This is a genomic window from Nonlabens sp. MB-3u-79 (assembly GCF_002831625.1).
In the GTDB taxonomy this organism is placed as follows: Bacteria; Bacteroidota; Bacteroidia; order Flavobacteriales; family Flavobacteriaceae; genus Nonlabens.
Genome location: NZ_CP025116.1, coordinates 1,612,618 through 1,634,210, shown reverse-complemented (window position 1 = coordinate 1,634,210; position 21,593 = coordinate 1,612,618). Strand labels below are relative to the sequence as shown.

Genomic DNA, 21,593 nt, shown 5'->3' with positions numbered 1-21,593 from the left:
AAAATTTATTCGTTAGTTTATGTGTAATTTAATAAACATAGATCAAAAAAAGAATAAATTTGTGCATACAAAAAATATTTAATGACTAAAGAGACAGTTTCTACCGATGCCCTTATTACACAAATAATATCTGGAATAGAGGATGTAAAGGGAAATAACATTACCATACTTGATTTACGAGAATTAGAAAACACGGTAACTAGCTATTTTATTATTTGCAATGGTACCTCAAATACGCAAGTAAACGCTATCGTAAACTCTGTACAAAGAAATGTAAGTAAACAACTTCATGAAAATGCATGGCATGTAGAGGGAACTGATCAAGCAGAATGGGTTCTTATGGATTATGTAAATGTAGTAGTCCATGTGTTTCAAAAACATATTAGAGAATATTACGACCTAGAAGAATTGTGGGGTGATGCAAAATTCACCTCTATTGAAAGTACTTATTAATAAGATCACACACAAAAGATGTCAGAAAACAATAATAAAGAACAGGACAAAAAAAAATCAAATTTAATGCCTGGTCAAGGGAAACCTAAATTTAATATTTGGTGGATCATTGTTCCTATTGCTTTACTTTTTATAGGCTATAGTTTACTTAACAACAGTTTCAATCAAACTAAAAAGCTCACTTATAACGAGTTTTTTAAGGCTATTGAAAATCAGGAAGTAGACAGTATAGTAGTAGTGAGTAATAGAGGGCTCGCTCAGGTCTTTATGTCTAAAGATGCACTTACTCTAACCAAATATAAACCTAGCGCAAAAGCACCATCATTCGGCGGAGTTAAATTACCTAACTACACGGTAGAATTTGGTGATGCAAAATCTTTTGAAGAGCAATTAAAACTGGCTATAAATACATCGAGTCCTGAAACTAGACTTGTTTTTGACCGTGAAGATGAAGGTATAACAGATCTATTGATCTCCATACTTCCCTTCGTATTCATCATCGGTATCTGGTTATTTTTAATGAAACGCATGAGCGGTGGCGGTGCTGGCGGCGGCGGCGGGCAAATTTTTAACATCGGAAAATCAAAAGCAAAATTATTTGATCAGAAGACTGATATTAAAACCACATTTAAAGATGTTGCTGGACTAGAAGGAGCAAAAGAAGAAGTACAAGAGATTGTGGATTTCCTGAAAAATCCTGAAAAATACACCTCTCTAGGTGGAAAAATTCCTAAAGGAGCTTTATTAGTGGGGTCTCCAGGGACAGGTAAAACATTACTAGCAAAAGCTGTTGCTGGTGAAGCAAAAGTGCCGTTCTTCTCATTGAGTGGATCTGACTTTGTTGAAATGTTTGTCGGTGTAGGTGCCAGTCGAGTACGTGATTTATTCAAACAAGCAAAAGAAAAATCTCCTGCTATCATTTTTATCGATGAAATTGACGCCATAGGCCGTGCTCGTGGTAAGTCTAACATGTCTGGCTCTAATGATGAAAGAGAAAACACATTGAACCAACTGCTGACAGAGATGGATGGTTTTGGAACGAATACTAATGTAATCGTATTAGCGGCAACAAACCGTGCCGATATTCTTGACAAAGCATTGATGCGTGCAGGACGTTTTGACAGACAAATCTATGTAGACCTGCCAGACGTAAGAGAAAGAGAAGAAATCTTTGAAGTACACCTCAGACCTTTAAAGAAAGTAGAGAATGAATTAGACACTGTATTCCTAGCAAAACAAACCCCTGGATTCTCTGGAGCTGATATTGCAAACGTTTGTAATGAAGCCGCTCTTATAGCCGCTAGAAATGGTAAAAAAGCTGTAGGTAAACAAGATTTTCTCGACGCAGTAGACCGAATCGTAGGTGGGCTTGAGAAAAAAAACAAGTTAATCACTCCTTCTGAGAAGAAAACAATTGCTTTTCATGAAGCTGGTCATGCAACCGTAAGCTGGATGACAGAACATGCTGCTCCATTAATTAAAGTAACTATAGTGCCTCGGGGACAATCTCTGGGTGCCGCATGGTACTTGCCTGAAGAAAGACAAATTGTGCGTCCAGAACAAATGCTGGATGAAATGTGTGCTACTATGGGTGGTAGGGCTGCAGAAAAAGTAATCTTTAATAATATATCTACAGGCGCATTAAGTGACCTTGAAAAGGTTACAAAACAAGCTCGTGCTATGGTAACCATTTACGGTCTTAATGAAAAAGTTGGAAACATTACTTATTACGATTCTAGCGGGCAGCAAGAATATTCAATGACTAAGCCTTATAGTGAACAAACAGCTGTTATTATCGATGAGGAAATATCTAAGATTATTGAAGAACAATACCACCGTGCTATAAAAATTCTAGAAGAAAATAAAGATAAACTCACCCAGCTTGCTGAAATTCTTTTAGAAAAAGAAGTGATCTTTAAAGATGATTTAGAAAAGATATTTGGAAAACGACCATTCATCAAAGAGCAAGCGGTATCCTTAAAATCCTCTACTCGACCTATTTTAAATGAAACTCCACCAGCTGATGAGGAAGAATAGTTTGCTAGCATTGATTTAAGTAACTATATTTACGTTAATCCCATAAAATGCTATTCATAGGCAATGAGTATATTTAAACGACTTTTTAAGAAAACTTCTGATTCTGACCCCGTTGTGGGCTCTAATGAAGAACGTTCTAAATATATGCCCGATGAAAAACCACCTTTAGACGAGGAGTTTATTCATAATTTCCAACATCAAGGTGGTAGATTTCTTTATGCGATCGATGAAAAGGAGATCCAGCAACATTTTGAAGACATTCTTGTTGAACACGACTATTTTGAAAAAGATGTACTGTGTTTTGATGGGCAACTCACAAAACGCTTTGAAGGGTTTAACTTAAACTACTCTCCTGCTAATTTTCATGGTGAGTTCTTTTTAGGGACTTGTGAATATGTGATTGCAAATAATGGTGCCATTCTTTTTTCTTCAAGACAAATAAAAGAAACTAAACCCGCAGAACTACCTGGCACCTATGTCATACTAGCCAGTACAAGTCAAATAGTAGAGTCTATTGGAGAAGGCTTAAGAGGCATCAAGCACAACAGCCACGGTCACATACCCACTAACATCACAACGCTCAAGAACTTTAAAGAAACAGCTCCTAAACAAGAAAAAGATTTGATGAATTACGGAGCGCCTAACAAAAGACTTTACCTACTACTTTTAGAAGACTTATAAAATGAGAGAATTAATTACTCGTTCCATTTCTGGAATCGTTTATGTATCTCTTGTGGTATTAAGCGCTTTATTTTCAAGAGATGTCTTTATTATTTTATTTTGCGCCTTTGCGTTTATTTGCCTTCTGGAGTTAATACCAATGATCAGGTTAAGGCAATGGTTCATCTATCCTATACTACCTATCGCTTATTATTTCTTAGTATGGAAAAGCGTATCAATGGAGTTCATTTACGTGCTCCTTATCGCCACATTATTGGTCAATATATACCTTATAAGAGATTTAGTTCTCGTGGATAGAATTGCGCTCTTTAATACTAAAAAACATATCATAGCCCTGCTCTATTTAATTGGAAGCAGTCTATTTTTAGCTTTAATACCAGACGTGGTGGCAAAGACCAACTTCGTTCAAGATTCATTTCAAGAGGAATTAATCATAGGTATTTTTGTGATTATCTGGACCAATGATAGCTTTGCTTACTTATTTGGCAAGAACTTTGGAAAGCACAAACTCATGAAACGCATCTCCCCAAAAAAAACCATTGAAGGTTTTCTTGGGGGTTTAGTTATGGCCATCGCATCTGGTGCCGGACTTTTCTATTATTTAAAATCCATAGGGATCATTAACTACAGTGTTTGGGACTGGATGATCATTGCATTTGTAGTAGCCTTTTTTGGTACCATAGGAGATTTAATTCAGAGTAAAATAAAACGACAAGCAGAAGTAAAAGATAGCGGAAGTATTATGCCAGGTCACGGTGGGATTTTTGATCGCATGGACAGTATTATATTTGCAGCTCCATTTGCTTACGCAACTTTTCTAATTATCAATTATGTTTCATAAAGAAGGAAATCAAAGTATCTTAATTGCATTTGTACTTACTGTAATTTTAATGAGTACGATATGGCTTATATCTATACCCCAATGGCTGCAGATAAGCTTGTCTGCTATCACCATAACTTTACTCTTTATCATTCTGCAATTCTTTAGAAACCCTCAAAGAAACACCTCTTTAAGCGACTCTAACGTTGTTTCTCCAGTAGATGGCAAAGTAGTAGTGATTGAAAAAGTTACTGATAAAGAGTACTTCAAAGGAGAGCGTTTAATGATATCTGTATTCATGTCTCCTATCAATGTACATGTGACCAGGTACCCTATTTCAGGTACAATAGCTTATAGTAAATATCATCCAGGCAAATACCTTGTGGCATGGCATCCTAAAGCTAGCGAAGAGAACGAACGCACTACTGTAGTCATCAATCACAAGAATAAAATACAGGTGATGTACCGCCAGATTGCTGGAGCACTTGCTAAGCGCATTGTTAACTATGCCCAAGAAAACGATACGATTATACAAGGGAATGATAGCGGTTTTATTAAATTTGGTAGTCGCGTAGATGTTTATCTACCTGTAGACACTCTCATTACCGTAGAATTGAATCAGCAGGTAAAAGGAGGAGAAACCGTACTGGCTACTTTTTAAATGACAGAAAAAGAACTTGATATTGATTTTAATAACGCTTTTGCGAAAGCGTCCTCTGAAGAACAATCTTTAGTGCCACCAGACCTACAACTACATTTGTATGCGTATTACAAGCGAGCTATTAACGAACCTTATGTGAGTAACCGCAGTTTTGAATCAAATGATTTGAGAAGCGCTTTTAAGATGAACGCTCTTATTCAAGTACAATCTATATCTAAGTCTGAAGCAAAAATAAGGTACATAGAAATCATTGAAAAACTCTATCCTAAGCCTTGGTAATCTATACCCTAATCGCAATGGTATTGGGTTATTAGTTTAGACAACAACAATATTTAAAAAGCCTCCAAAAAAGTTTTCTTTGGAGGCTTTTTAAGTTCATACAAGGCGCTGGTCAATCCTTTTTTCTAAGAATATAAATAGCGAGTGCTATTAAACATAAAACAGCAGCACCTAAAACAATGACTATAGTTACAAATGGATTCATAATTATTTTTGATTTCTTAAAATATAGTTCGCAAATTCAACAAAGATAAAGCCTTATCAAATAATTCATAAAACCCTCCAAAGCTATTAGAGGGTATCGATCAACACGCTCTACTTTCCTGAATTATTTTAAAGCATTCATACTTGCCTCAATCGTTTCGATCTTTGCAAGGCTGTCGGCTTCTTTTTTCTTTTCTATAGCTACTACTTGTTCTGGAGCACTACCTACAAAGCGTTCGTTACTTAGCTTTTTTTGCACCCCTATTAAAAAGCCTTTAGCTCTTTTGAGCTCAGCTTCTAGTTTTTCTAACTCGGCTGCCACGTCTATGTTTCCTTCTAAAGGTATGAAGTATTCATTAGATCTTACTCGATAACTGGCAGCTCCAGCAACTTGCTCTGCAATTGTCTCTACACTAGAAACATTACCCATTTTTTGAATCAATGAGTTGTATTTTGGATCTAGATTTTCATTATTGATGGCTTTCAACTCGATCTGGTTTTTAAAAGCAATTTGCTTTTCTTTACGAACCGTTCTTATCCCTGAAATAACTTCTTGTACGAGTTCAAAATCAGCTAATAATTTTTGATCTGAAGCGCCACCTTCTGGCCATGTATTGATGCATAAAGCTTCTTCTACCTTACGCTTAGAAGTACTTTGCCATATTTCCTCTGTTATAAATGGAGTAAATGGATGCATCAATCTCATGTTATCTTCTAATAACGCAATGACCTCAGCAAGGGTTTGTGGATCTATAGGCTGTTGGTATTCTGGTTTGATAATTTCTAACAACCATCCACAAAAATCGTCATAAATCAATTTGTACGAGGTCATCAATACATCACTAATTCTGTATTTAGAATAGTGATCCTCAATTTCTGTAAGTACTTGATTAAAACGGCTGGTATACCATGCAATTCCTTGAGCAGAATGTTGCGGCTGTTCTAGTGATTTGTCCACTTCCCATCCTTGTATGAGTCTAAAGGCATTCCACATTTTATTTACAAAGCCTTTTCCTTGCTGGCAAAGATCTTCATCAAACATAATGTCATTTCCTGCTGCTGCACTTAGCAACAATCCAACACGCACGCCATCAGCGCCATATTCCTCTAACAACTTTAACGCATCTGGAGAATTACCTAAAGACTTGGACATCTTGCGACGTTGCTTATCTCTAACTAATCCAGTTAGATAGACTTTATCAAAAGGCCTTTCATCGCGTAATTCATATCCAGCAACGATCATACGAGCTACCCAAAAGAATAAAATATCTGGCCCAGTAACTAGATCACGAGTAGGGTAATAATAATTAATCTCTTCGTTTTCTGGTTCTAAAACACCGTTAAACACACTTATAGGCCACAGCCAACTAGAGAACCAGGTGTCGAGAACATCATTTTCTTGACGTAAATCTTCTGGTTGAAGGTTGTTGTTATTAGCTCGCTTTCGCGAAAGCCTAACAGCCTCATCAAGACTAGTAGCTACAACAAAATCATCTTTTCCGTCACCATAGTAGTAAGCAGGAATACGCTGCCCCCACATTAACTGTCGCGAGATATTCCAGTCGCGTACGTTTTCCATCCAGTGGAAATAGGTGCTTTTAAACTTAGGCGGCAACAACTCCACAATATCTTCCTTAACGGCCTTGATAGCGGGCTTTGCCAATTCTTCCATTTTCAGGAACCACTGGTCAGATAGTCGGGGCTCTATAACCGCATTAGTGCGCTCACTGGTTCCTACTTTATGAACATGGTCTTCTTTCTTTATAAGAAAACCAAGGTCTTCTAGCTCCTTAGAAATTTCTTTACGCACTACAAAACGATCTTTACCTTCATAATGCAATCCGAAGCTATTTAAAGTAGCATCTTCATTAAAAATATCGATCACCTCTAGATGATGCGTCTCTCCTATTTTTTTGTCATTTTGATCGTGCGCAGGAGTAATTTTCAAAGCTCCTGTACCGAATTCCATATCCACATAAGGATCTGCAATTACTGGAATCTCACGATTTACTATAGGTACTATAACGGTTTTACCTACTAAGCTCGTGTAGCGCTCATCATCTGGATGTACACAAATTGCTGTGTCCCCTAGAATGGTTTCTGGACGAGTAGTCGCTATACTTACAAAGTCTTCGCTTCCCTTAATTTGATATTTTAAATGGTATAAATGCCCATTGCGCTCTTCATAAATAACTTCTTCATCGCTTAAAGTTGTCTTTGCTTCTGGATCCCAATTCACCATGCGGTAACCACGATAAATCAATCCTTTGTTGTACAAGTCAATAAACACCTTTATAACCGATGCAGACATATCTTCATCTAGAGTAAACTTCGTACGAGACCAATCGCAACTCGCTCCTAATTTCTTAAGTTGCTCGAGAATAATACCACCGTATTCATCCGTCCAGTCCCAAGCGTGTTGTAAAAACTCTTCACGGGTCAAGTCATTTTTATCGATACCTTGATCTTTTAACTTCTTTACCACCTTAGCTTCAGTAGCAATAGATGCATGATCTGTCCCAGGAACCCAACAGGCGTTATATCCTTTAAGGCGTGCACGACGTATCAGCACATCTTGGATTGTATTGTTTAACATGTGCCCCATATGCAAGACTCCGGTCACATTAGGTGGCGGAATTACTATCGTATAACTTTCTCTTTCATCTGGTACAGATGTGAAAAAATCGTTTTCCATCCAGTAGTTGTACCATTTCTCTTCGGTAGTTTTGGAATCGTATTTTGACGCTAAGGACATGTTTGGCTTAGTTTTTGAATTTCAAGGACAAAAGTACTATTTACTTAAAATATAAGCAGCATTAACAGTCACTTTAAGATCGATAGTTTACTTTTAATAACTTAAATAAATAATGATGAAAAATTTACTCATAATTTTATTTACCGGATTATTCTCTACTGGCGCAGTAGCACAGAGTAACCCTGTCCAAGACCCTCTTACGACTATAGAATTTGAATCTACTACAGTGGACTATGGTAAAATAGAAAAAGGAAGTGATGGTATTAGAACATTTACTTTTAGAAACACAGGAAACAATCCATTGAAAATATACAAGATTTACTCTTCTTGTAGCTGTGATATCCTATCAAAGCCTGAAAAACCAATCGCTCCCGGAGGAACTGGAGAGATCAAAGTAAAATATGAAACCAATAAAGTAGGACCTATCGTAAAAACGATTACCGTTTATGCAAATATTGATCAAAACCCTATTCCATTGCGATTAAAAGGTGAAGTAATACCTAAAAATAACTAATTACAAGACTAGAGGAATATTAACAATTTCCACCTTAAATATGTTATCACCTCTTTTAATTCTAATTTTTAATTTTTTATAAGGATTTTTAAAAAACAGCTCGCTCACTTTATCAATGGTAAGCTCTTGTTCACTAATCCTATTAATAGCGATAATCTGGTCCCCCACTTGAACCCCTGAAAGTGCTGCAGGAGAGCCTTCTCTTACGTAATCAACTATGATTTTAGTACGATAGTTATAACTGTTGTAACTTTTATTTGTCCTGATATAATTGCTGCTTGTAGCATTGTCAACAGCACGATAATTGTCTCTTAGTGCAGCTCGCATTTCTTGCACGTACATCAGTTCCTTAGCCCCGTTCTTCACTCCAATACCACTCATATTGTAGAAAAATCTTTCATTAAAATTTTCATTAGGCAACATGATAATTTTTTTCTCTGGATAATTAATAACCATGTCAAACCTTCTTAAAATCTCGCCTCCAAGGCTACTATTATGTTGTCTTTGATCATTACTTGAGCCCGCATACTCTTTATACGGGAAGGATAAAGCTACCTTTTTAAGCGTATTATTTAAAAGCCGTAAGGAATTTGCCTTAGTTCTGAGTCCGATAACAGCCCCATTCATACCATACCCTAAATAATCTTCAAAACTATTATCAAGTTCAAAAGTAGAATCAAATTCATCAAAAACCCATAACGCATCGCCGCTGCCCGTATCTATCAATAACTCTAGTTTCCTGACTTTATTTTTAAAATCTAACTCGCCATTAAAAAAAGGCCTGAAATTTTCAAAGCTCAAATCAAAACTTTGTGCATTTCTGAGATAGCTAGGGAACGATTCAGAGTCCTTATAAATTCGTAATAACTCATTTTCATAATCAAAATGGGTAATCAAATTCTTTAAAAATCTCGCTCCTAGTATACCATGGACTTGTATATCCAGTTTAGGCGCAAAATTAATTTCACTACTTTCTACCACAAGGAACTGTGCTTCTTCATCTATAATCAAGTTACCTAGTTCTACTTTATTTCCTGAAGTTAGTAAGGCATTGATAGGAACCTCTGACCCATAGCCGTTAATTGAGATATACCTCCCTGCTTTCATTTGCAAAGAATCAATTCCAACCAGGCTAAATATGATGTCCTTTGTAGCTCCAGTGTCTAAAATAAAGTTAAGCTCCACACCATTAACTTTAGCTGGTACAATAATTAAATTAGAGTGTAATTTAATATCTATATTTTCCTTTACACTGCCTTCTTTAAAATTCAACCCATTCTGACCGCTGAGAAAAAATACTTGATGAATAACTAGTACTATTAAAACTAAATTTTTCATGATATATAAATATAAGGTATTGTCAAAGTCTTTTGTCTATCCTTACGCAAGTATTACATTTGCATTTTTAAAATATTACTATGCCAAAAATTTCTGAAAAAGGACAAAGTATGCCTTCTTCTCCGGTAAGGAAATTAGTTCCTTATGCAGAAGCTGCAGCCGCTCGCGGAATGCACATATACCAACTCAATATTGGTCAACCAGATATAAAAACACCAGAACAAGCCATCAATGCTGTCAAAAATGCAGACATGGAAGTTCTTTCTTATAGTCACAGCGCAGGAAATCAATCTTATAGAGATAAGCTTACCACTTACTACAATAAAAACAATATGAATCTCAAAAGTGAGGATATCATTGTTTCTACTGGTGGGAGTGAGGCTTTACTGTTTGCTATGGGTAGTATTTGTGACTATGGAGATGAAGTGATTATACCTGAACCATTTTATGCTAATTACAATGGCTTTGCCATGGCAAGCGGTATTACTGTAAAACCTATTTCAACGCATATAGAAAATAACTTTTCTTTACCGGCTATAAGCGAGTTTGAAAAACTGATAACGGATAAAACAAAAGCTATTCTTATCTGTAACCCAGGTAACCCCACAGGCTATTTATATACACAAGAAGAAATGGATCAGTTATCTGCTCTTGTAAAGAAGCATGATCTATTCCTAGTTTCTGATGAAGTATATAGAGAGTTTGCCTATGATGGACGCCAGCATTTATCTGTGATGAGTATGCCAGGACTGGAAGAGCATGCCATTATGATTGATTCTGTTTCTAAACGCTACAGTATGTGCGGTGCCCGTATAGGTTGTCTAGTTTCTAAAAACAAAGAAGTGATAGCTACAGCAATGAAATTTGCTCAGGCCAGACTAAGCCCGCCTTCCTTTGCGCAAATCGCTGCAGAAGCTGCCCTAGACACTCCACAGGAATATTTTGATGAAGTCATCAGTGAATATATAGAGCGTCGTGATATTCTTATAGATGGTCTTAAAAAAATAGAAGGTGTTGAAGTGGCAAATCCAGGAGGCGCTTTTTATTGTGTCGCTCAACTTCCAGTAGATGATACAGACGTTTTTGCACAATGGTTGTTAGAAGAGTTTGAGCTGGATGGCGAGACCATTATGGTAGCCCCAGCTGCAGGGTTTTACAGCACACCTGGCATGGGTAAAAACCAAATAAGAATCGCTTATGTTCTTGAAAAAGAATCCCTTAAAAAATCTATTCGTATTTTAGATCAAGCTTTGAAGGCCTATAAGGGATGATAGTAATAAAACATCATTTTCCATTAAAGGAGCACAATACTTTTGGTATTTCCGCTTTCGCGAAAGCGTACACAGCACCAGCATCCATTCTGGAGTTAAAAGAAGCGCTAGGTTATTACCATGATCAGGACGTTTTTCTATTAGGTGGTGGTAGTAACATGTTGCTTATTAATGATGTTCAAAAACCAGTCATTCATCTTCTTTTAAAAGGCATAGAGATAACGCAAACAGGAGAAAATGATGTATATGTAAAAGTCATGGCAGGAGAAAACTGGCATGACTTTGTCCTTTATTGCATTGAAAAAAACTTTGCAGGTATAGAGAACCTGTCCCTTATACCTGGTAATGTAGGTACATCGCCTATTCAAAACATAGGTGCATATGGTGTTGAACTCAAAGACACTTTTGACAGCTGCAACATCATCGACATCAAAACCCTAGAAGAAAAAACACTCTCTTTGACCGACTGTAAATTTGGTTATCGAGATTCCATTTTTAAAAATGAAGCGGCTGGTAAGTATGTCATTACCTCAGTAACTTTTAAGCTTGCCAACCTTAACAAGACCAATGAGTACGAGCTTAAAACTAGCTACGGTGCTCTACAAGAAGAGCTAGAACGACTGGGTGGTGATCTCAGTATTCAAAAAGTATCTCAAGCTGTGAGCAAAATAAGAAGCACCAAATTACCTGACCCTAAAATATTAGGTAATAGCGGTAGCTTTTTTAAGAATCCTGTTATTAAAAAGTCCGAATATGAAGACCTGATAAGAATGCATCCAGAAATGCCCTCCTATCAAGTAGATGAAGAACATGTAAAAATCCCTGCTGGCTGGCTTATAGATCAATGCGGATTTAAAGGGAAAAGGTATGGTGATGCTGGCGTTCACGACAAGCAAGCGCTCGTATTAGTAAATCATGGTAACGCCACTGGGAAAGAAATCCTGGAGGTAGCTCATAAGGTTCAAAAAGCAGTTCACGATCGTTATGGTATAAAGATCGACACTGAGGTTAATTTAATTGATCTTTAATGAAAACCACTACCATAGAAAATTGGTTATAATGATGAATTTGGAATTTAATAGGTCCAACAGCTCCATAAATTAATCGTAAAATCTATCCTCATAACTCCTCACATTAGTTTAAGAAAACTATCGGGCTTTGTGATAACAAGAATTTAAAATATAGGTATTAAGACAAATCTTAAAAGTCTTAAAGAGTTGCTAGACGCTCATAATAGTCCTCTTACATTTTATCAATTTACAAGGCCTCTACCAGAAGCCTTGCCGTTAGATCAAATGCCTTAACCAGCACTAAATAGTGCATTGATCATAAAAATTAACAAAAAATAATCAAGTGATAATTTATAGTTCTTGGTTGTAAACCCTTGACTCTAATACTTATCTTTGCGTCATGGATTTGAAACTTATACTTATATCATTTGTTCTTTTATCACTTGCCTTTGCGGGTATCGCCATAAAAATATGGAGCAAAAAAGACGGTAAATTTGCTGGAACTTGTGCCAGTCAGAATCCGTATCTTAATAAAAATGGAGATGCTTGCGGTATGTGCGGGAAATTACCTGAAGAACAAGATTGTAAAAACGATCAAGTAAGAACCTAATTAGTCTTCATGGAAATAAGTGTATTCTTTTATGCTTTGGCAGGCTTTGCCATCATAAATACTGCTTTTAATTTATTTTTATCAAAAGTCGGATACAGCAAAGAACCCGAGCCGCAAGGCAATTTAAAAAAGGCAGTTTCTGTAATTGTTTGCTCCAAAAACGAGCAAGAAAATCTCAAAACATTAGTTCCTAAATTATTAGAACAAGACCATCCCAACTTTGAAATCATTTTAATAAATGATGCCAGCCACGATGACACCAGAATTGTCATCGAAGAATTTATGGCAAAAGACCATCGCATCAAAATGGTAGATGTAGTTAATAACGAGAGTTTTTGGGGGAATAAGAAATACGCATTAACTCTTGGGATTAAAAAAGCGGTCAACGATCACTTAGTTTTTATTGATGCCGACTGTACTCCTAACAGCTCCCAATGGCTGTCTCTCATTTCTAAACATTTTTCAAAAGAGAAAAATATTGTATTGGGGTATAGCGGCTATAAAAAAATTGACGATTCCCTGCTCAACAAACTCATCCGATATGAAACTGTCTTAACAGCTATACAGTACTTTAGCTATGCCATGCACGGCAACCCTTATATGGGCGTGGGTCGCAACTTAGCCTATACTGCGACGCAATTTTATGAAGTAAACGGCTTTATGAACCATATGAAAATACTCGGTGGCGATGATGATTTATTTGTCAACCAAGCAGCAACTTCTGAGAACACTGCGGTATCTCTAGATGAAGATTCCTTTACTTGCAGCCAGCCTAAAACGGACTGGTCTTCCTGGTGGAAACAGAAAAAAAGACACGTCAATACAGCAAAGTATTATAAGAGTTCTCATAAGTTGCTGCTTGGTTTATTTTATATATCTCAAATCGGATTTTTCCTTTCGGCGATTTTAGGCCTGCTTTTTGGCATCAACTGGATAATTATTTTATCGGTTATAGTGCTAAGGTATATCGTTTTTTGGGTGGTTTTAAGCAAAGGTTTTTCTCGTTTTCGCGAAAGCGATATCATTATTATACTGCCTTTTTTGGAATTGATTTTAATAGGAACTCAACTCGCACTATTTATTTCTAACATGGTGCATCGACCAAAACAATGGAACTAGTTAGTAATCCTTATAGATACGACTACAATATCATTAACTTTGTATTATGGAAGCAGTAAAAACATCAGTCGCGCCAACTCAAAAAAAACCAAAATGGTTACGAGTTAAATTACCAGTTGGTCAAAAATATAAAGAGCTAAGAAGTACGGTAGAAAAGTATGATTTACATACTATTTGTACTTCAGGTAGCTGTCCTAATATGGGAGAATGCTGGACAGAAGGAACAGCAACTTTCATGATTCTAGGAAATACCTGCACGCGCTCCTGCGGATTTTGTGGTGTAAAAACCGGCCGTCCAGACACTGTGGATTGGGCAGAACCAGAAAAAGTAGCTCGCAGTATTAAATTAATGGGTATCAAACACGGCGTTATTACCAGTGTAGATCGTGACGATTTAAAAGATATGGGATCTATTATCTGGAAAGAAACTGTCGCTGCTATACGGCGTATGAATCCAGAAACAACCTTAGAAACATTAATACCAGACTTTCAAGGGAACACCAGGAATATAGACCGAATCGTAGAAGCAAATCCAGAAGTGGTTTCTCATAATATGGAAACCGTAAGACGTCTTACTCGTGAAGTGCGTATACAAGCTAAATACGACACCAGTCTTGAAGTTTTAAGATACTTAAAACAACAAGGTATCAAGCGCACAAAATCTGGCATCATGCTTGGTCTTGGTGAATTTGAAGAAGAAGTGATACAAACTATGAAGGATCTTAGAGATAACAATGTAGACATTGTTACCATAGGCCAGTACTTACAACCTTCTAAAAAACACTTGCCTGTAAAAGAATTTATCACTCCAGAACAATTTAAAAAATATGAAACTATAGGCCTAGAAATGGGCTTTAGACACGTGGAAAGTGGTGCCTTAGTAAGAAGTTCTTATAAAGCTCACAAGCATCTCTTATAAGCTTTTTATCACTGTATAAATCCTTTAAAGGAGCAAGATGACAATAAAAGAAGCCATAGAACAAATTAATTATCACCGCGTAGAAATGGAAGATAAAAAAGTTCTCTTGTTACTTGATAAATGGAATGAACTACTTTTTGAAATCGCAGCATTTGATTATAGCGACAATGAACTTGACATCTTACATAAAGAATTAGATGTTCAAATGATACGTTTAAGAAATAAAGATTTGTCTGCTCAAATAATTAAAAACTCTCTTCAATCCTTTATACAGTTTCTAAAAGAGCAATTAAAGTCTAGTTATTCTTATCTGTTTTTAACCATAGGGTCTTTTGCTGGAATGGCACTTTCTTTTTTTGCACATTTTAATGTCTTTTTTGGTTTTTTAATAGGTACGGGAACAGGTCTATTGATCGATCAATATTTAAATAAAAAACAAAGAGTTATCAAAACCTCTTTAAACGATACATGGTAAAAGTCAAAGTAGGCATCAACGGATTTGGGCGTATAGGACGTACTTTTTTAAGAACGGTATTTAACGACCCCCGTATGGAAGTCGTTGCCATTAATGACCTTGCTGCTAATGAGGTCATGGCGCATCTTTTAAAATACGACTCTATTCACGGCGTACTCAATGCTGAAATTACCTTTGACGAAGACTCTATAAGTATTAATGGTCATCAAATATCCTTTACTCATCACAAGGATCTAGATGATCTCACATGGAAAAATGTAGATATAGTTATTGAAGCAACAGGTAAGTTTAAAACGAGGACTGACCTACAAAAACATATTGATGCTGGAGCTTCTAAAGTAATTCTGAGTGCTCCTCCTATTGAAGATGATATCAAAACAGTTGTGTTAAGTGTTAATGAGCATATTCTTACCGAAGAGGATCTTATTTTTTCAAATGCAAGTTGTACCACTAATAACGCAGCGCCACTTATCAAAGTAATGAATGAACTTTGCGGTGTGGAACAGGCATACATCACCACAGTGCACAGTTACACTTCAGATCAAAGCTTGCACGATCATCCACATAAAGATTTACGCAGAGCACGTGCCGCTGGACAGTCCATAGTCCCTACTACTACTGGAGCTGCAAAGGCACTGACTAAAATATTCCCTGAATTGAGTAACGTAATAGGTGGTTGCGGCATACGTGTACCAGTTCCTAATGGAAGTCTTACCGACCTGACTATCAACGTAAAAAAAGATGTGACTGTTCAAGAAATTAATGATGCATTTTACGCTTTCGCGAAAGCGCATCCGAACACATTCTCCTATACCAATATTCCACTTGTTTCCATAGACATATCAGGAAGTCCTTACTCCTGTATTTATGATTCTCAAATGACTAGTGTTATAGGTAAAATGGTGAAAATCATAGGCTGGTACGACAATGAAAGTGGATATGCTAACCGACTGAAAGATATGGTTCTGCACGCAAAAAAATTAACCAAAAGTTAAATCGCATAATCAAAACATCGATAAAACACAAATAATAGATGTTTATTTCACTTTTTAAAATAACTACATATATATTTGTTTTTATAACTATCGACATTGTCAATTAGATCTCTACAGAAATTTGTTTTTTTAGCACTACTATTAAATGTGCAATACTTCACCTATGGACAAGAAAGTTATGTGTCAAAACCGACGCAACAGCGTGTGGTGGACATTATATTAGACAAAGCTCAAGTAGCTTTACAAAAGGCAAACTATTCAGAAGCTAACGATCTGATCGATGGTGCCATTGAGATTGCCAAAGACTCCACTATTTATGCAGAAGCTCAACTAGTAAAACTGTCCTACTACAATCAAACAGGGCAGTTACAAAAGGCACAAACGACCATAGACCAGTTAGCACATTCGTTTGATCAAACTTCTACAGACTACGCTAAATTCCTTCTTCTAAAATCAGAGTTCTTTATGAACTCAAACCTTCTTAAAGAGGCTGAAATTGCCATTTCAGAGACCCAGATCATACTAGCTCAAGCAAGAGATACAGACATGAGTTCTATATTGCAACTTCAACGAGCAGAGTTAGATCTTAAAGTTAAAAATTACAGCAAGGCAAAAGAAACCTTAGAGCAGTTACTACCTACCTTAATAAATAGTAAACAATTTTATGCTGCAGCAAAGGCGCAATTAGATCTATTTCGTGTTACCTCTATCACCGGAGAATATCTTATCTCTAAAGATTACCTTATTCAAAGCATCAGGCTTTCTGAAAAATATGATTTTAACACCTTGCTCAAAGACAGTTATCTCTTGTACTCTGAATTATTAAAAGAGGAAGAGGAGTTTGAAAAAAGCATTACTTATTTAGAGAGGTATACAGTTATTTACAATGAGGAAACTACTGCGGCCCAAAATACCGCTTCTATCAACGAATTTAATAAGTTAATAAAAGAGAATAAAGCATTAACGGTATCTAATAATGAAAAGACCCAAAAGCTGAAAGGAAACGACGCCAGTTATATTTTACTCTGTATTTTTATAACCCTACTCTCTTTACTGGCTTTATCATTATTTAAAAACAACAAACTTAGAGCAAAAAGCAATCAGGTATTAGAAGTTAAAAATTCAGCGCTTATAGATGAAAGAGATAGAGCTAAAGACGCTACAAAAATCAAGACAGATTTCCTTTCAACCATTACCCATGAATTGAGAACCCCTATGTATGCCGTAACCGGCCTTACTCATTTATTACTAGAAAAAGATCCCAGAAACGATCAAAAAGAACACCTGGAAACCTTACAGTCTTCTGGGGAATACCTGCTGTCCTTGATTGATAATATTCTTGATTTCAATAAATTAGAAGCAAATAAAGTGGAGCTAGAAACCATACCTTTTGATCTACATAAAAGGGTAAATGATATTTGTTCCTCTCTTAAAGGGCAAGCTACCGATCGAAATAACAACCTTCATATTCACTATGATGATAGTATTCCTTCTAGGCTTCAGGGAGATCCAGTGAAAATCTCTCAGATTCTCATCAACCTTATAGGCAACGCGATCAAATTCACTAAGGATGGGGATATCCAGATAAGAGTTCATAAAGCAAATAATAGAACAGGTAAATGCTTGATTAACTTCGAAATAGAAGATAATGGAAAAGGAATCTCTGAAGAAAAACAGACAGCAATTTTTGAGAACTTTACGCAAGAAGGAAGTAGTACCACTAGAGAATACGGCGGAACAGGTTTAGGACTCGCTATTGTAAAAAACCTAGTAACCTTAATGGGTGGTGACATCCACCTCAAAAGCAAAGTAAACGGCGGTAGTAAATTTTCGTTTGAAGTATGGTTTGAACTTCCAGACTCTAATAAATTTTACGATGAAAATCAACATCTTGACATTTCTGAGAATAAGCGCACCAATCCAACCACCACAGAGACAAACATTAACAATGTTTTGAAAACTCCCGCAAATAATACTGCAAACTCATCCACTAAGATGGATGAAAATAAATTACAAAAACCTGAAACAGCAAAAGAGGGTGTGCTAAATGAAAAGCAGGCTACACCTACTGAGTTATCCAACAAAAAAATATTAATTGTTGAGGATAATAAAATCAATCAAATGATTACCAGGAAAATTCTTGAAGGAAAGAACTTTTCTTGTGAGGTAGCCAATAATGGGGAGGAGGCTGTACAAGCAGCAAAATCTAAAAAGTACGATTTGATCTTAATGGATATTCACATGCCCATTAAAGATGGAAAACAAGCGACTATAGAGATCAGAACCTTTGACAGGGAAATTCCTATTATAGCACTTACAGCGGTTACTATAAATGAATCTGAAAAGGAATTTTACCAAATAGGATTTGATGACATCATTCCAAAACCCTTTAAAATGGACGAATTCTTTGAAAAAATACAGAAGGCATTCACTAATTATGAAGTCCTATAACACAGGTTCTTTACCCACAAATTCTATTTGAATAGCCAAGTAATAAAGATTTCTAAGCTTATACTTTTTTAATCTCATGAAATCCTTTTCTGTAGTGATCACAATTTTTTTATTCCTAATAGTTTCCACTTCTTGCAAGGTGAAATTATGATGATCACTATATTGGAGATGTTCTATTTTAATGAACTCTTTTAAATGCTTTAGAAAAGGTTTTGGCTTTGCAATTCCTGTGACCACCGTTACCTCTTTACCTTTTAGATCATCAAGAAAGATTTTGTGATCCATACCTTGAAGTGCTCTTTCATAACCTATATATGAGAAATAAACCTGTTGACCAGGCAGCAGCTTCAGTTTCATCTTAACCTCATTCATTTGTATATTAGAAATAGCTGCTGGACATTTAGTAACAATAATAGTTTGTGCACGACGAGCTCCTCTTCGGGATTCTCTCAAATTACCAGCTGGCAATACATGATCATCTACATACAACATGTTGTAACTTGTCAATAACACATAATGACTCGCTTTTACATACCTGTGTTGAAACGCGTCATCAAGTAATATCACCTCTAACTGATGCTCTTTAAGAAGCCTTTCTATTCCATCAACTCTTTTTTCACAAACAGCACTTACAATTAAGTCTTTAAACTTTCTTTTAATTTGTAACGGCTCATCTCCTATTTTCTCTGGTGAATCATTTTCAGAAAGTTCTATATAACCAGAAGTAGTTCTACCATAGCCCCGACTCAAAACACCTATCTTTTTACCTGCAAAATGTCTTATAAGGAACTCAATCATAGGGGTCTTACCTGTTCCTCCAGTACTTAAGTTACCTACTGCGATAATGGGAATATCATATTCCTTTTGCCCTAGAACCCCTCTATCAAAAGCATAGTTACGCAAAGAGGTTATACCGTCATAAAGAACAGAAAAAGGATATAATAAAAGTCTTAACTCTTGCATGAGCTCAAAAGTAGGTTAATTTTACAACAGACATAAACATTACTATTATGAAGATTAAAGATGTTATTTCACATCTAGAAGTACTCGCTCCAAGATTTTATGTAGAAGACTTTGATAATACCGGGTTACTAACTGGAGAAAAAACCACTGATTTAACTGGGATCTTAGTCACACTAGATTGTCTGGAAAATGTTGTTGATGAGGCGATTGAAAATAATTGCAACCTTATAGTAAGCTTTCATCCGATAATTTTTTCTGGTTTGAAACACTTACAGCCTAATGACTACGTACGCAAAGCTGTAGTCAAGGCAATTAAGAACGATATCGCGATTTATGCTACTCATACCGCTCTAGACCTTGCAAAAGGTGGAGTTAGTTATAGAATGGCCCAAGAAATGGGATTGAACAATGTCAAAACTTTAATTCCTAAATCACAACTCATTAAAAAATTAGTTACCTACATACCTAATGACCACTTTGAGAAGGTAAAAGAGGATCTGTTTACCGCTGGGGCTGGAGCACTAGGTAATTATTCAGAATGTAGTTTTTCTATAGATGGACAAGGTACATTTAGAGGAAATAAAAGGAGTAATCCGCAACTAGGGGAAGCATTAAAAAGAAGTACGGTTCAAGAAAAAGCACTTTCTATAACCTTTTTACCTCATTTAGAAGCTGCCGTAAAAGCTGCTTTGATAAATTCTCACCCTTATGAAGAGGTCTCTTTTGAGATTTCCACCTTAGAAAACAACTATCAAAACATAGGAATGGGTGTTATTGGAGAATTACCAAAAGCACTAGAAACCGAAGATTTTTTAAAAAAAACAAAGTCTGTATTTAAAACAGGGGTTGTAAGAAGTTCGCTTTCGCGAAAGCGAACTATCAAAAAAGTCGCTCTGCTAGGAGGCTCAGGAGCATTTGCCATAAAACATGCTTTGCAATCTGGAGCAGATGCTTATATCACAGCCGATCTTAAATATCATGATTTCTTTCAAGGCCAAGACCTTTTATTATGTGATGTAGGACATTATGAAAGTGAGCAGTTTACAAAAAACCTTTTACATGAATATCTTAAAGAAAAATTTAGTAATTTTGCAGTCCTTTGTGCACAAGCGCGAACAAACCCAGTTAATTATTTTTAAAAGATGGCAAAAAAGACCGAGGCTACTGTAGAAGATAAGTTAAGAGAACTTTACAACCTACAATTAATCGACTCTAGAATTGATGAAATACGCAACGTGCGTGGTGAATTACCTCTAGAAGTACAAGATCTTGAAGATGAAGTAGAAGGATTAAAAACTCGATTGTCTAAATTAGACGCTCATTCTGATGACCTTATTGAAAAAATTAGGTCCAAAAAGAATTTGATCGAGGAGTCTAAAGCTCTTGTTACCAAATATACAGATCAACAAAAAAATGTGCGTAACAACCGTGAGTTCAACTCTCTTTCTAAAGAAGTAGAATTTCAAGAGCTTGAAGTGGAACTTGCTGAGAAGCATATCCGTGAATTCAAAGCGCAAATCGAACAACAAAAAGAAGTGATCGATAAAAGTAAGGAACGCCTTGATGAAAGAGCTGACCACTTAAAACACAAAAAATCTGAACTTGCAGAGATTCTTAAAGAAACTCAAAAAGAAGAGGAATTACTTATGAAAATGAGTGATGACTACGCAAAATCAATCGAAGAAAGATTGATCAAAGCTTACACGCGTATTAGATCAAGTGTAAAGAATGGTCTAGCGGTTGTACCAATCGAAAGAGGTGCTTCTGGTGGTTCTTATTTTACAATTCCACCACAGGTACAAGTAGAGATTGCAAGTCGTAAGAAAATCATTACTGACGAACACTCAGGAAGAATTCTTGTTGACGCTGCCTTAGCTTATGAACAAGTTGAAAAAATGGATAAAGTATTTACTAAAATTTAGTCCCTTCCTTATTACAATGAAAATCCCTTTATCTGCAACGATAAAGGGATTTTTTATTTAACCCTTTTTTAATACTCTACTCGCTGCACTAAGTATATTTTTATATTTAAAATTAA

Annotated in this window: 20 protein-coding genes; 17 read left to right on the top strand and 3 right to left on the bottom strand. The window is 36.1% G+C overall.

The features are described 5' to 3' along the window. Window positions 1-81: 81 nt before the first annotated feature. The 6 genes from rsfS to CW736_RS07190 all read left to right on the top strand — a co-directional run bounded on the left by rsfS (window position 82) and on the right by CW736_RS07190 (window position 4,931). Window positions 82-453, top strand: coding sequence for a ribosome silencing factor (gene rsfS / locus CW736_RS07215; RefSeq protein ID WP_101013317.1), 372 nt, complete (start codon window positions 82-84; stop codon window positions 451-453). Between the two features lie 18 nt (window positions 454-471). Next, entirely contained in the window at window positions 472-2,490 is a 2,019-nt protein-coding gene (gene ftsH, locus CW736_RS07210; RefSeq protein WP_410503945.1) for an ATP-dependent zinc metalloprotease FtsH, read from the top strand. 63 nt (window positions 2,491-2,553) lie between these two features. Next, window positions 2,554-3,171, top strand: coding sequence for a lactate utilization protein B/C (locus CW736_RS07205; RefSeq protein ID WP_101013316.1), 618 nt, complete (start codon window positions 2,554-2,556; stop codon window positions 3,169-3,171). Window position 3,172: 1 nt separating this feature from the next. Next, on the top strand, window positions 3,173-4,012 hold the full coding sequence (locus tag CW736_RS07200) for a phosphatidate cytidylyltransferase (RefSeq protein ID WP_101013315.1): 840 nt from the start codon (window positions 3,173-3,175) through the stop codon (window positions 4,010-4,012). Further along, the gene (locus CW736_RS07195) at window positions 4,002-4,652 is read left to right on the top strand and encodes a phosphatidylserine decarboxylase family protein (protein ID WP_101013314.1); all 651 of its coding nucleotides are present in this window, start codon (window positions 4,002-4,004) and stop codon (window positions 4,650-4,652) included. Before CW736_RS07200 ends, CW736_RS07195 begins: the two co-directional genes overlap by 11 nt. Next, window positions 4,653-4,931: an acyl-CoA-binding protein gene (locus tag CW736_RS07190; protein WP_101013313.1), complete on the top strand. Its 279-nt coding sequence runs from the start codon at window positions 4,653-4,655 to the stop codon at window positions 4,929-4,931. A gap of 328 nt (window positions 4,932-5,259) precedes the next feature. Here CW736_RS07190 and CW736_RS07185 read toward each other — a convergent pair whose 3' ends face one another. After that, entirely contained in the window at window positions 5,260-7,890 is a 2,631-nt protein-coding gene (locus tag CW736_RS07185) for a valine--tRNA ligase (RefSeq protein ID WP_101013312.1), read from the bottom strand. A 115-nt stretch (window positions 7,891-8,005) separates the two neighbouring features. Here CW736_RS07185 and CW736_RS07180 point away from each other — a divergent pair, with 115 nt between their 5' ends. Beyond that, window positions 8,006-8,404, top strand: a complete 399-nt coding sequence (locus CW736_RS07180) for a DUF1573 domain-containing protein (RefSeq protein ID WP_198519307.1) — start codon at window positions 8,006-8,008, stop codon at window positions 8,402-8,404. Here the strand turns inward: CW736_RS07180 and CW736_RS07175 are convergent, their stop codons facing one another. Further along, window positions 8,405-9,742: an aspartyl protease family protein gene (locus CW736_RS07175; protein ID WP_101013310.1), complete on the bottom strand. Its 1,338-nt coding sequence runs from the start codon at window positions 9,740-9,742 to the stop codon at window positions 8,405-8,407. An 80-nt stretch (window positions 9,743-9,822) separates the two neighbouring features. On the opposite strand from CW736_RS07175, the gene CW736_RS07170 reads away from it, so the two are divergent. The 8 genes from CW736_RS07170 (at window position 9,823) to CW736_RS07135 (ending at window position 18,592) form a co-directional block, all read left to right on the top strand. Then, a complete protein-coding gene (locus CW736_RS07170) occupies window positions 9,823-11,013 on the top strand; it encodes a pyridoxal phosphate-dependent aminotransferase (protein ID WP_101013309.1) in 1,191 nt (396 codons plus the stop codon). Continuing rightward, window positions 11,013-12,041, top strand: coding sequence for a UDP-N-acetylmuramate dehydrogenase (gene murB / locus CW736_RS07165; RefSeq protein WP_101015066.1), 1,029 nt, complete (start codon window positions 11,013-11,015; stop codon window positions 12,039-12,041). The genes CW736_RS07170 and murB overlap by 1 nt, the downstream gene beginning before the upstream one ends. A 382-nt stretch (window positions 12,042-12,423) precedes the next feature. After that, the gene (locus tag CW736_RS07160) at window positions 12,424-12,633 is read left to right on the top strand and encodes a membrane or secreted protein (RefSeq protein ID WP_410503944.1); all 210 of its coding nucleotides are present in this window, start codon (window positions 12,424-12,426) and stop codon (window positions 12,631-12,633) included. 9 nt (window positions 12,634-12,642) lie between these two features. Further along, entirely contained in the window at window positions 12,643-13,752 is a 1,110-nt protein-coding gene (locus tag CW736_RS07155) for a glycosyltransferase (protein WP_101013308.1), read from the top strand. 46 nt (window positions 13,753-13,798) lie between these two features. Further along, entirely contained in the window at window positions 13,799-14,671 is an 873-nt protein-coding gene (lipA, locus tag CW736_RS07150) for a lipoyl synthase (RefSeq protein WP_101013307.1), read from the top strand. Window positions 14,672-14,708: 37 nt separating this feature from the next. Then, window positions 14,709-15,146 (top strand): hypothetical protein, encoded by a 438-nt coding sequence (locus tag CW736_RS07145; protein ID WP_101013306.1) that lies wholly within the window; start codon window positions 14,709-14,711, stop codon window positions 15,144-15,146. Continuing rightward, window positions 15,140-16,141, top strand: coding sequence for a type I glyceraldehyde-3-phosphate dehydrogenase (gap, locus tag CW736_RS07140; protein ID WP_101013305.1), 1,002 nt, complete (start codon window positions 15,140-15,142; stop codon window positions 16,139-16,141). The genes CW736_RS07145 and gap overlap by 7 nt, the downstream gene beginning before the upstream one ends. A 147-nt stretch (window positions 16,142-16,288) precedes the next feature. After that, window positions 16,289-18,592: an ATP-binding protein gene (locus CW736_RS07135; RefSeq protein ID WP_232735309.1), complete on the top strand. Its 2,304-nt coding sequence runs from the start codon at window positions 16,289-16,291 to the stop codon at window positions 18,590-18,592. Here CW736_RS07135 and lpxK read toward each other — a convergent pair. Beyond that, the gene (gene lpxK, locus CW736_RS07130; RefSeq protein WP_101013304.1) at window positions 18,587-19,555 is read right to left on the bottom strand and encodes a tetraacyldisaccharide 4'-kinase; all 969 of its coding nucleotides are present in this window, start codon (window positions 19,553-19,555) and stop codon (window positions 18,587-18,589) included. The genes CW736_RS07135 and lpxK overlap by 6 nt on opposite strands. Before the next feature lie 47 nt (window positions 19,556-19,602). On the opposite strand from lpxK, the gene CW736_RS07125 reads away from it, so the two are divergent. Further along, entirely contained in the window at window positions 19,603-20,694 is a 1,092-nt protein-coding gene (locus CW736_RS07125; protein ID WP_101013303.1) for a Nif3-like dinuclear metal center hexameric protein, read from the top strand. Between the two features lie 3 nt (window positions 20,695-20,697). Further along, window positions 20,698-21,477, top strand: coding sequence for a zinc ribbon domain-containing protein (locus CW736_RS07120; RefSeq protein ID WP_101013302.1), 780 nt, complete (start codon window positions 20,698-20,700; stop codon window positions 21,475-21,477). Window positions 21,478-21,593: the final 116 nt, after the last annotated feature.

Excerpts from the sequence above, each read along its gene's own strand:
- CW736_RS07170 (WP_101013309.1), top strand. The coding sequence starts at position 9,823 with ATGCCAAAAATTTCTGAAAAAGGACAAAGTATGCCTTCTTCTCCGGTA.
- CW736_RS07195 (WP_101013314.1), top strand. The coding sequence starts at position 4,002 with ATGTTTCATAAAGAAGGAAATCAAAGTATCTTAATTGCATTTGTACTT.
- CW736_RS07200 (WP_101013315.1), top strand. The coding sequence starts at position 3,173 with ATGAGAGAATTAATTACTCGTTCCATTTCTGGAATCGTTTATGTATCT.
- CW736_RS07160 (WP_410503944.1), top strand. The coding sequence starts at position 12,424 with ATGGATTTGAAACTTATACTTATATCATTTGTTCTTTTATCACTTGCC.
- CW736_RS07125 (WP_101013303.1), top strand. The coding sequence starts at position 19,603 with ATGAAGATTAAAGATGTTATTTCACATCTAGAAGTACTCGCTCCAAGA.
- CW736_RS07120 (WP_101013302.1), top strand. The coding sequence starts at position 20,698 with ATGGCAAAAAAGACCGAGGCTACTGTAGAAGATAAGTTAAGAGAACTT.
- lpxK (WP_101013304.1), bottom strand. The coding sequence starts at position 19,555 with ATGCAAGAGTTAAGACTTTTATTATATCCTTTTTCTGTTCTTTATGAC.
- CW736_RS07145 (WP_101013306.1), top strand. The coding sequence starts at position 14,709 with ATGACAATAAAAGAAGCCATAGAACAAATTAATTATCACCGCGTAGAA.
- CW736_RS07205 (WP_101013316.1), top strand. The coding sequence starts at position 2,554 with ATGAGTATATTTAAACGACTTTTTAAGAAAACTTCTGATTCTGACCCC.
- CW736_RS07180 (WP_198519307.1), top strand. The coding sequence starts at position 8,006 with ATGAAAAATTTACTCATAATTTTATTTACCGGATTATTCTCTACTGGC.
- CW736_RS07175 (WP_101013310.1), bottom strand. The coding sequence starts at position 9,742 with ATGAAAAATTTAGTTTTAATAGTACTAGTTATTCATCAAGTATTTTTT.
- ftsH (WP_410503945.1), top strand. The coding sequence starts at position 472 with ATGTCAGAAAACAATAATAAAGAACAGGACAAAAAAAAATCAAATTTA.
- CW736_RS07190 (WP_101013313.1), top strand. The coding sequence starts at position 4,653 with ATGACAGAAAAAGAACTTGATATTGATTTTAATAACGCTTTTGCGAAA.
- CW736_RS07155 (WP_101013308.1), top strand. The coding sequence starts at position 12,643 with ATGGAAATAAGTGTATTCTTTTATGCTTTGGCAGGCTTTGCCATCATA.
- lipA (WP_101013307.1), top strand. The coding sequence starts at position 13,799 with ATGGAAGCAGTAAAAACATCAGTCGCGCCAACTCAAAAAAAACCAAAA.
- rsfS (WP_101013317.1), top strand. The coding sequence starts at position 82 with ATGACTAAAGAGACAGTTTCTACCGATGCCCTTATTACACAAATAATA.
- CW736_RS07185 (WP_101013312.1), bottom strand. The coding sequence starts at position 7,890 with ATGTCCTTAGCGTCAAAATACGATTCCAAAACTACCGAAGAGAAATGG.
- gap (WP_101013305.1), top strand. The coding sequence starts at position 15,140 with ATGGTAAAAGTCAAAGTAGGCATCAACGGATTTGGGCGTATAGGACGT.